The 485-nt window shown below is 45.2% G+C and carries 1 protein-coding gene; it reads right to left on the bottom strand.

Translation table 11 applies throughout. From position 1 onward, the window contains the following. Positions 1 to 69: 69 nt before the first annotated feature. Positions 70 to 485 (bottom strand): NADH-quinone oxidoreductase subunit H (locus EHC72_RS22500; protein WP_170311747.1); only part of this gene is annotated, 416 nt, incomplete at its 5' end.

Below are 485 nucleotides of genomic sequence, written 5' to 3'. Positions count from 1 at the left end.
GTGAATATGCCAACGACGGTCTTTTTTAAGGCAGTAAACATAACAGGTCTTCTCCTTAGCAGCGCAGGCTTATTGAAGCATCAAGATGACAGCGGCGGTAGCCAGTAAGTTAAATAGTGTCACTGGCAAACAAATCTTCCAGCCAAAATTCATTACTTGATCATATCGTGGCCGCATAAGCGATCCACGCGCTAAGATAAACATGGTCATAAAAAATAGGGTTTTGATCATAAACCAGAAGGCTGGCGGCACAAATGGAATATTGAGATTAAAGGGCGCGAGCCAGCCGCCGAAGAATAGGCAAGTCATCAAGGCAGAGATTAGGACCACATTGACGTACTCACCAATAAAAAACATCCCAAACTTCATGCCAGAATATTCTACATGGTAACCTTCGGCCAGCTCTTGCTCAGCTTCTGGCTGATCAAAGGGGTGTCTGTGGGTAACTGCGACGCCAGCAACCACAAAGGTCAAAAAGCCTAAAA

Source organism: Pedobacter nototheniae, from assembly GCF_004335085.1.
In the GTDB taxonomy this organism is placed as follows: Bacteria; Bacteroidota; Bacteroidia; order Sphingobacteriales; family Sphingobacteriaceae; genus Pedobacter; species Pedobacter nototheniae.
The sequence above is the reverse complement of the archived record's forward strand: the minus strand, read 5'-3'. Positions and strand labels throughout refer to the sequence as shown.